The organism is Hydrocoleum sp. CS-953 (assembly GCF_002260545.1).
Lineage (GTDB): Bacteria > Cyanobacteriota > Cyanobacteriia > Cyanobacteriales > Microcoleaceae > Trichodesmium.
Map to the genome: position 1 here is coordinate 1 of NZ_LGSU01001326.1, position 10,003 is coordinate 10,003.

Below are 10,003 nucleotides of genomic sequence, written 5' to 3' on the forward strand. Positions count from 1 at the left end.
TTAGAAACTCCGACTCAAGGACGCATAGTTTTAAATGGGCGAGTATTATTCGATGCAGAACAGAAAATTGATTTACCCAGTCGCGATCGCCACGTTGGTTATCTATTTCAAAACTATGCTCTTTTCCCCCATCTAACCGTTGCTGAAAATATTGCTTTTGGTTTACCTAGAGGTTTGTCCTCAAACGAGATTCAACAACAAGTACGAGCGCATCTCTTGGCAGTGCAGTTACCAGGATATGAAAAACGATATCCAGGGGAACTTTCTGGAGGTCAGCAACAACGGGTAGCTCTAGCGCGAGCATTAGCAAGTCAACCGGACGCTTTATTATTAGATGAAGCTTTTTCCGCATTAGATACCCACCTACGACATCAGATTGAAACATTAGTTATTGCCACCCTAGAAAATTATAAAGGGGTGACATTATTGGTGACTCACAACCTAGAGGAAGCTTACCGCATTTGCCAAAATCTCTTAGTAGTTGATGACGGAATTATTCTTAATCACGGTGTCAAACATGACATTTTTGAATATACTACCAGTGTGAGAGTTGCTCAGTTAACTGGTTGTAAGAACTTTTCTCAAGCAGTAATTATAGACGATCGTAAAGTAGAAGCTGTTGAGTGGGGATGCAGTCTTGATATTCTCGAACCCATTCCAGAACATTTTTCTCACGTTGGTATTCGCGCTCACCAGATTACTTTTACGGAGGATGCCAACGAACCTAATACTTTCCCCTGTTGGTTAGCAGCAACCAGCGAAACTCAACATCGGATGACTTTATATTTGAAGTTATATCGACCTGCAAGAAATGCTTTTGACTATGATTTACACGCAGAAGTATTTAAGGAAAAATGGCATCAAATGAAAAATCGTTCTTTTCCTTGGCAGGTTTGTCTAGATCCGTTCCGTTTGTTATTACTAGAGGGTACTCCATCTCAATCAAATGTTAACTGGNCAACCAGCGAAACTCAACATCGGATGACTTTATATTTGAAGTTATATCGACCTGCAAGAAATGCTTTTGACTATGATTTACACGCAGAAGTATTTAAGGAAAAATGGCATCAAATGAAAAATCGTTCTTTTCCTTGGCAGGTTTGTCTAGATCCGTTCCGTTTGTTATTACTAGAGGGTACTCCATCTCAATCAAATGTTAACTGGTATCTTCAAGATTCTCAAGATATTATGTTGGTGAAACGTCAAACCAAAAATACAATTAACTAATTAGGGTTTGGTGAATAAGTATGAGTGTTCAATAATGGATAATGGATAATTGATAATTGATAATTACCTCTCCCTAAAACGGATAGGATTGAATAAAAGGAAATATTTTCTTGTTTCTCCTTTAAAGGAGAGGCTTTAAACCTTAATTATTCGGTAAGAGGAGGAGTCAGCAGTCAGGATAAACATTGGATTTGAAGTATTAAACTATAGAAGCCCTAAGCGTATCTTGGCAAAGTTGCGAGTTTTTGGCTCAGTCCTCAGCAGTCGTAGGGGCGTTTCATGTCGCGCAGCGAAACGGCCATGTGCTAACGCAACGNTAATTGATAATTGATAATTACCTCTCCCTAAAACGGATAGGATTGAATAAAAGGAAATATTTTCTTGTTTCTCCTTTAAAGGAGAGGCTTTAAACCTTAATTATTCGGTAAGAGGAGGAGTCAGCAGTCAGGATAAACATTGGATTTGAAGTATTAAACTATAGAAGCCCTAAGCGTATCTTGGCAAAGTTGCGAGTTTTTGGCTCAGTCCTCAGGAGTCGTAGGGGCGTTTCATGTCGCGCAGCGAAACGGCCATGTGCTAACGCAAAGCTCCGCTTTATATGTCGCGCAGCGTTAACGGAGTTGTGCGATAGCAAAACGCCCGTACAGGAGTCAGGANGCCATGTGCTAACGCAAAGCTCCGCTTTATATGTCGCGCAGCGTTAACGGAGTTGTGCGATAGCAAAACGCCCGTACAGGAGTCAGGAGATTAAGAAATACTCAGAAGGGAAAAAGGTAGAATAAGCGGCTCCCATCTCCCCACCCGGACCACACTTCCCACACTCCCCACCCCCATCATGTATAAAAAAATAAGTACCTTCAGGGGTTCTATATGAGGACTTACGCAAATAAACCCGGTTTCTACAGTAAATCATTGTTTTGAACAATAGACGTCTACAAGAAACCGGGTTTCTGGGTTCGCATGGCTTTAGTCCTGTATATAATTCGTATTCGAACATCTGTATTAAGAGGAAGTAATTTTGCGATTACTGTATAACCGGATTTTATATTAAACCTTGATAGCAAAAGATAATTTGGCCTCCAAACTCCACAGTCATCCCTACTCCTCATCCTCCAAAAAACTCCTGATAAACCCAAGCAACTCCCGATCGCAAAACTCCCGTGCCAAGTTGGATAATCACTGGCGCTCTAGGAGCTAACTGCCCAGAGTTACCTCTTTATATTTCGTTACATAGTGAGGTTTATTCGTGCCTACCTACTTAATGTTGGATTTAACTGTTTAGAAAATTCTTTAATACCATCTTAATAAATGTTTGCTACAAAGCCAAGGATACTAATTATAAGTGCTTGTTTTTTGTATAAAGTTCGAGCTGCTACTTGAGCAATAAAATTTACTATTTTTCTTCCTTCGTCCTTACCTTCTTCCCACTTCAGTGATTCCTTTTTCATCAAATGTTGCTACATAAGCTTTTTTGGTATGAGTCAGGATTCAGGAGTTACAATTCAGGATATCGTAATTCATAATATTTATTTTGGATAAGACTTAAATAGAACATAAATTGACTAGAAAAAATCTATTAAGGAGAAAAAACTGTTTTATATTCACAGTATTATTTGATTTATATCCCCTAAAATAGCAGGAAATATCTTAACAATTTAGTCCTACATTTACTGTAACTATTTTTTTTTGAAATTGCTCTAATTCACAAAAACCTGCCAATTTGGCAAATAAACCCTGGTGATAATAGTATACTGCAAGTATTAAATAAAAGTTCTGCGAAAGAGTATATCAAGCACTCTACTTGATTGCTAATTGACATTAAGCCATCAAGAAAACTTTTTGAGAGTTTTTCGACACTTTTTTGTCGAAACTATTCAAGGTTATCAGGCTTTTTGTTGAAAATATTTCTTAGATAGGGGATAAGCACAAAAATGACAGAAACAAACTATATTGACATTGAGAAGTTCACCAATGGTGAGGATGCTGACACCCCAACCGGGCCAAGAATTCCGGTGGGAGATACAGCTAACTTTACCTACCNGGTAACCAACACCAGTCATGTGTCTCTGAGTGATGTCGAAGTAATAGATGATAATGGTACCCCTGACCATACGGGTGATGACTTCCATCCCCATTTTGTCGGCGGTGACACTAATGATAACTACCATCTCGATCCCGGTTAAATCTGGACTTATGAAGCCAGCCGAACTGTAACAGAAGGTCAGTATACCAATAAGGGTACAGTGACTGCCCATGACCCCCATGGGGAAACCTTCATGGATATGGACTTCAGTAACCACTTTGGTGAAGCCCCTCAAACACAAGCCAAGTTGGGGGACTTTGTGTTTGAAGACCTCAATGCTGACGGTATTCAGCAGGATAATGAGCCGGGTATTTCAGNAGCCAAGTTGGGGGACTTTGTGTTTGAAGACCTCAATGCTGACGGTATTCAGCAGGATAATGAGCCGGGTATTTCAGGGGTGCAGGTTGTGCTGCTGGACGGTCAGGGGAATTTTGAAGCGACCACCCCAACCGATAGCAACGGAATGTATATGTTCAATGACCTCGACCCCGGTAATTACAAGGCCATGTTCTTGGCTCCCAGTGGCTTCATGTTCAGCCCCCGTCAGGTGGGTAATGACCCCGCCATTGACAGCGACGGGTCGATGTCCGATGAAGTGACCTTGGCAGCAGGTCAGTTCAACGATACTATCGATACAGGCTTATTCAAGAAAGCCAAGTTAGGTGACTTCGTCTTCAATGACCTTGACCAAGACGGCATCCAAGACAGCAACGAACCCGGAATTGCTGGGGCTGAAGTGAAGTTACAAAACCGTGATGGTGAAACCTTGGCAACCACTACCACTGATAGCAGTGGTATGTATATGTTCAGTGATTTGACACCAGGTGACTACAAGGTGATGTTCACTCAACCCACTGGGTTTGATGGCGTCAGTCCGTTCAAAGCCGGTGACAACCGAGCAGTTGACTCCGATGCTGACCCCAATAATGGTTNACCAAGATGGCATCCAAGACAGCAATGAACCCGGAATTGCTGGGGCTGAAGTGAAGTTACAAAACCGTGATGGTGAAACCTTGGCAACCACTACCACTGATAGCAGTGGTATGTATATGTTCAGTGATTTGACACCAGGTGACTACAAGGTGATGTTCACTCAACCCACTGGGTTTGATGGCGTCAGTCCGTTCAAAGCCGGTGACAACCGAGCAGTTGACTCCGATGCTGACCCCAATAATGGTTTGATGTCTGAGGTCGTCAACTTAAGTTCCGGGGAAACCAACAATACCATTGATGCCGGTTTCTTTGAGGTGGTGCAACCCCAACCCGGTATTGACATCGAGAAGTTCACCAATGGTCAGGATGCTGACACCCCAACTGGGCCAGTGATTGATGTCGGGGGAACGGCAATCTTCACCTACAAAGTCCAGAATACTGGGGAGACCCCTTTGACTAATGTTGAGGTGATCGATGATAACGGTACGCCGAATGATCCATACGACGACTTTGAACCGATATTTGTTAACGGTGATGACAACGGCAATGACATCTTAGATCGAGGTGAAGAGTGGACATATACAAAAAGCCGAACTGTGACACCAGGTCAGTATACTAATCTTGGTACAGTCACAGCAGTTGATCCCAATGGCACAGAGGTAACAGATAGTGACGCTAGCAATCATTTTGGTGAGCAACCTCCTACAGGTAGTATTGGGGATAAAGTGTTTGAAGACTTGGATGCAGATGGCATTCAGGATGCAAACGAACCCGGAATTCCTGGGGCTACGGTGAAATTGCAAGCCCCCAACGGCACAACACTTGACACAACTGTTACCAATGACAGTGGTCTCTATGAGTTCACAGATTTGGCTCCAGGGCAATACAAGGTGATGTTCACTCAGCCCACTGGGTTTGATGGAGTTAGTCCTTTCCAAGCGGGTAACAGACAAAATGATTCCGATGCTGACCCCAATAATGGCTTGATGTCCGATGTGGTGACGGTAGCAGCAGGTGAGGCCAATAACAGCCTGGATGCGGGTTTCTTCAAGTTTGCAACTTTGGGTAATAAGGTATTCAACGATTTGGATCGCGATGGTATCCAAGATGGAGGAGAACCGGGTATTGCTGGTGCAACTGTCAAATTACAAGATTCCAGCGGTCAAACCCTATCCACCACAACCACAAATGGTAACGGCATCTATGAGTTCTCTGATTTAATTCCAGGGCAATACAAGGTGATGTTCACTCAACCCACTGGGTTTAATGGAGTTAGTCCTTTCGAAGTGGGTAACAACCCAGCAATTGACTCTGATGCTGACCCCAATAATGGTTTGATGTCCGATGTGGTCACCTTGACTTCCGGTGAAACCGATAACACCCTTGATGGCGGTTTCTTCCAGGATGTTAACGCTGAGATAGATATTGAGAAGTTCGTTAAAGTTGACGGCGGCTCTGGAGCTGGTGACGACGACGATGATGATGACGGTGGTTATCATCCTAGTGGTTCCGGTGACGACGACGATGATGATGACGGTGGTTATCATCCCAGTGGTTCCGGTGACGACGACGATGATGACNCGGTGACGACGATGATGATGATGACGGTGGTTATCATCCCAGTGGTTCCGGTGACGACGACGATGATGACGATGGTTTCAGTAGCGATCCGAACACAGGATTCCTGGATGCCGACGATGCTCCCGGGCCATATGCTACTGTTGGAAGCCATGTCGAGTTCAAATATGTGGTCACTAACCCCGGTGAGACTGCACTCGATAACATCAAAGTTACCGACGATAAACTCACCCCTGATCCTTTGCTAAGTGGTGGATTTAATGTGGGTGACGAGAACAAAGACAGTTTGTTAAACCCAGGTGAAGAATGGATTTTCACGGCTTCAGAAACTGCTAAAGAGGGTCTGCAAACAAATCTGGGAACAGCCATGGGTCTCCCTGTCAATGCCAGTGGCGATCCCTTGGGTCTGGCTGATGTTGAGGACTCCGATTTCGCCAATTACACTGGTATTGGCTCGAAGGTTGGTGGTGATGATGATGATGATGGTTTCTCCCACTTCATCCTCGGGGATGACGATGACGATGACGGCGGCGATTTCTCCAAATATTTAGCTGGTGACGATGATGATGATGACAGGGGTTCCTCCGGCACCTTCTACCAGCAGGACGATGCCTACCCTGATGATCATCCTTTCTCCTACTTCTTCTCTGAAGGCGACTAGGGCTATCAGCGGACACTGTGGTTTCACTGCAGACAGAGATTTTAATGCCGCTATAAACCTAGAAAACTATGCACGTCAGTAGCTTGAGTTTCAAGCGATTTCAAGCCTGTGGAGAAGATAAGTTGCAGACTGTGGTCAGTGGTCTTCTGTGAAGCAGGAAGCTAACTCCAAAACCCTCTTGGGTAAGTTTGGGTAAGTTTAGTAAAACGGATAACTTAAAAAGTAGACTCAATGGTATGCATGGCCGGAGAGAGTAGTGGCAATTGGCACCGCCTAGTGGACTGCTGCTGTATACGTACTACGGTACGGTACTGGCAATGTGGTTGTTTCGATTTTTCGGGAACCGTGCAATGTGGAAATCGTGGTTTTAACCCGATTTACAGCTCCTAGTCACGAATCCACGCGACTTTAGTCCGTGGAGTGTCACTAACTATAGAATANCCCTCTTGGGTAAGTTTGGGTAAGTTTAGTAAAACGGATAACTTAAAAAGTAGACTCAATGGTATGCATGGCCGGAGAGAGTAGTGGCAATTGGCACCGCCTAGTGGACTGCTGCTGTATACGTACTACGGTACGGTACTGGCAATGTGGTTGTTTCGATTTTTCGGGAACCGTGCAATGTGGAAATCGTGGTTTTAACCCGATTTACAGCTCCTAGTCACGAATCCACGCGACTTTAGTCCGTGGAGTGTCAATAACTATAGAATACAGAGATTTTGGGTTAAAGGCAATTATGCTGTTTGCGCAGCATTCTGGAGGAAAGGCAGAGGGCAGAAGTTTTGTCCTCTACCTTAGTGAAAACCGCTATAAACCTCATGCTGTAATTTTGGGAAAAATTGTAGAGATGTTGAATTCAACATCTCTATTCCCATGATATAATACTTATTGAATTAGTATTTGCTATAAATACTAGGGGATTTTTTAGGATTCAAGAGTCAGGAGCCAGGAACATTTTTATGTCACAAGAAACACTATTTTTCTTACAACCCAATAATTCACCTGCCAACCTAAACTTTGCGAATGCCAATGGTAACGCTCAGTTTTTTGGCTATTCTAATTCGCCAACCAATAGCTTAACCAGTTCTCAAACAAATGCCTTGGTTCAAGGAGAAGGAGGACTTGCAGTTGCGATCGCCACTGCCAATGCGGGCTTTATCTTTGATCCGACTTTCAGCATTTTGTTCACCGAAACTGCTGGTGTTGGACAAGCTGAGACTTACTATATCGAAAGTCAAAGTCAAACTCAAGTCATTGCCAGTTTTCATATTGACGCCAATGAAACTTTTTCCTTTGATTTTGATGCTGAGATTAGCCTCAGTGCCAAGGAAATTGAAACCTCTGCCGAAGCCAATGAAGCCCACAGCAAAGTTGCCTTTATTGTCCTGGATACCTCGAATCTGAATCAACCTGAAATTATTGATTATTTCGGCATTTCTGGGGAATTAATTTCCGGGGAAGGGATTGCTGATGTAGAATCTGGTTCGACGAACAATGTCCTTTTTACCACCGATCAATCGATCGATCTTGATGGTGACAACGGCATTGACTCTATTGATGCCAATACCGTTACTGGAACCTATGAACGCACCTTTAAGAACTCAACCCATCTCACCTTAGTCAAACTGAATTCCAGTCAGATTGAATTGGCTGGAGATGCCTTAGTTCAGCAACTCGGAAATGATGTCATTCTCGGCGGTTTAGAAGATGACCTACTCAAGGGGACTTCAAACCCAGATAAGTTCTATGGCAGTCTCGGAAATGATACCATTCGTGGCGATAACGGTGATGATATCCTGGAAGGAGGTGAAGGAAATGACAAACTGTTCGGCGATGATGGTGACGACAAACTCCATGGCAGTTTTGGCAATGATACCCTCAATGGCGGTTCTGGTCAAGATACCTTAGTGGGGGGGACGGGTAGCGATCAATTTGTGTTTGCGGTCGGCCATGGTTTCTTATCTGGTGATGACGATGACGATGACGGCTTTTGGGGCGATGACGATGACGATGACGATTTTTGGGGCGATGATAACAGTGTTTTTTCTGACAAGATTACAGACTTTGAAGTTGGGATCGATCAAATNATGGCGGTTCTGGTCAAGATACCTTAGTGGGGGGGACGGGTAGCGATCAATTTGTGTTTGCGGTCGGCCATGGTTTCTTATCTGGTGATGACGATGACGATGACGGCTTTTGGGGCGATGACGATGACGATGACGATTTTTGGGGCGATGATAACAGTGTTTTTTCTGACAAGATTACAGACTTTGAAGTTGGGATCGATCAAATTGCCTTCCAAGGAGTCGGATCAATTAACAATTCAACTGGGCTGAATCAAATGAAAACCCAAGGCTTATTAAGAAATACAGCCAATGGTGCATTATTGAGTTTGGGAGATGGTAATCAACTGCTGTTAGAAAGCGTCAATATCAACGATTTAAGCGGATCGGACTTCATCTTCTCGTGATTGTTTCTAGGTGTTATACAGATTTGGGGTGAATATCATCTCTGGATGATTCGTTCTCATGTAGAGACGTTAAATTTAAACCTCTCTACCCAAATTTCTGATTTTTAATCTGGATTAATTCAACTGACACGATCTAACCATTTGATCCTTGTGTAATCTTATGTCCCGGGATTGCACATTGGATATTTATCTCAAACTTATTGATCCTACCTTGTTAGACTTATGAATCTTCCAACCCTTGCCATTGAAAAATCTAGTGTAGAACCTCAAGACAGCGAAATCATTTTCCTGAGTAATCTAGCTGCATCCATCTGTGAAGCATTAAAGACTTATCCTCACTATGTGGTGGTTGATAATTTCTCGACAGTTACAGGAACAACAGAGCTGACTAATCTCGCTCAAGCTCTACGCAAGACAGCATCTCCCCATTCTCATTTCCCAGAACCAGAAAAAATATCAGTCACCCAAGTCCGTATTAATCAAAAAAAAGCAGGGTTTGGGGGAGGTGTGACGCGATACAGCCGTACCCACTTGCCATTAGCTCCCCACACGGATTCATCATACATGAGTCAACCCCATGAATTGGTTGCGTTTCAGTGTGTTGTGGCTGATANCCCAAGTCCGTATTAATCAAAAAAAAGCAGGGTTTGGGGGAGGTGTGACGCGATACAGCCGTACCCACTTGCCATTAGCTCCCCACACGGATTCATCATACATGAGTCAACCCCATGAATTGGTTGCGTTTCAGTGTGTTGTGGCTGATAACAAAGGCGGTGAAACAATTATGGTTCCTGTTGAAGACATTTTGCAGCATCTTGATGATGAAGTCGTTACACTGTTGCGAGATGCAGTTTATCCCTTTGGAAAAGAGACATATCCAATTATTTCTGGGACTTCAGATTATCCTCAAATTCGATACTATGGCTCTCAAATTGATCGGATGTTAGCAGATGGGTTGCCACCCTTATCCGAGAAGCATCAATCTGCAATCAATGCACTGGATGCTTTACTGAGTCAAACAGACTTATTCGATAAATTTCATCTCAAAACTGGA

Annotated in this window: 6 protein-coding genes and 1 pseudogene; 6 read left to right on the forward strand and 1 reads right to left on the reverse strand. The window is 43.5% G+C overall.

The window, feature by feature from the left end:
* Positions 1 to 957: sulfate/molybdate ABC transporter ATP-binding protein (locus AFK68_RS24490; RefSeq protein WP_143438209.1), on the forward strand; the 957-nt coding region annotated here is incomplete at both ends.
* Between the two features lie 1,571 nt (positions 958 to 2,528).
* Here the strand turns inward: AFK68_RS24490 and AFK68_RS37285 are convergent.
* Positions 2,529 to 2,675 carry a hypothetical protein gene (locus AFK68_RS37285; protein WP_168186636.1) on the reverse strand — a complete coding sequence of 49 codons (147 nt, stop codon included), beginning with the start codon at positions 2,673 to 2,675 and terminating at the stop codon, positions 2,529 to 2,531.
* Between the two features lie 960 nt (positions 2,676 to 3,635).
* Between AFK68_RS37285 and AFK68_RS46340 the strand changes: the two genes are divergently transcribed.
* From AFK68_RS46340 to AFK68_RS46355, 5 genes and pseudogenes are all read left to right on the forward strand, one after another.
* A partial coding sequence (locus AFK68_RS46340) for an SdrD B-like domain-containing protein (protein WP_371357542.1) occupies positions 3,636 to 4,242 on the forward strand: 607 nt, incomplete at its 3' end.
* A gap of 12 nt (positions 4,243 to 4,254) precedes the next feature.
* Positions 4,255 to 4,539 (forward strand): annotated as a pseudogene (locus AFK68_RS46345) (SdrD B-like domain-containing protein); the annotation flags it as partial.
* A 300-nt stretch (positions 4,540 to 4,839) separates the two neighbouring features.
* The coding region (locus AFK68_RS42510) for an SdrD B-like domain-containing protein (RefSeq protein ID WP_246844434.1) at positions 4,840 to 5,823 on the forward strand (984 nt) is incomplete at its 3' end.
* Positions 5,824 to 7,438: 1,615 nt separating this feature from the next.
* The coding region (locus tag AFK68_RS46350; RefSeq protein ID WP_371357541.1) for a calcium-binding protein at positions 7,439 to 8,565 on the forward strand (1,127 nt) is incomplete at its 3' end.
* A 1,042-nt stretch (positions 8,566 to 9,607) separates the two neighbouring features.
* The coding region (locus AFK68_RS46355) for a TauD/TfdA family dioxygenase (protein ID WP_371357543.1) at positions 9,608 to 10,003 on the forward strand (396 nt) is incomplete at its 3' end.

Bases quoted from the DNA above. Each gene is read 5' to 3' on its own strand.
- AFK68_RS37285 (WP_168186636.1), bottom strand. From the start codon at position 2,675: ATGAAAAAGGAATCACTGAAGTGGGAAGAAGGTAAGGACGAAGGAAGA.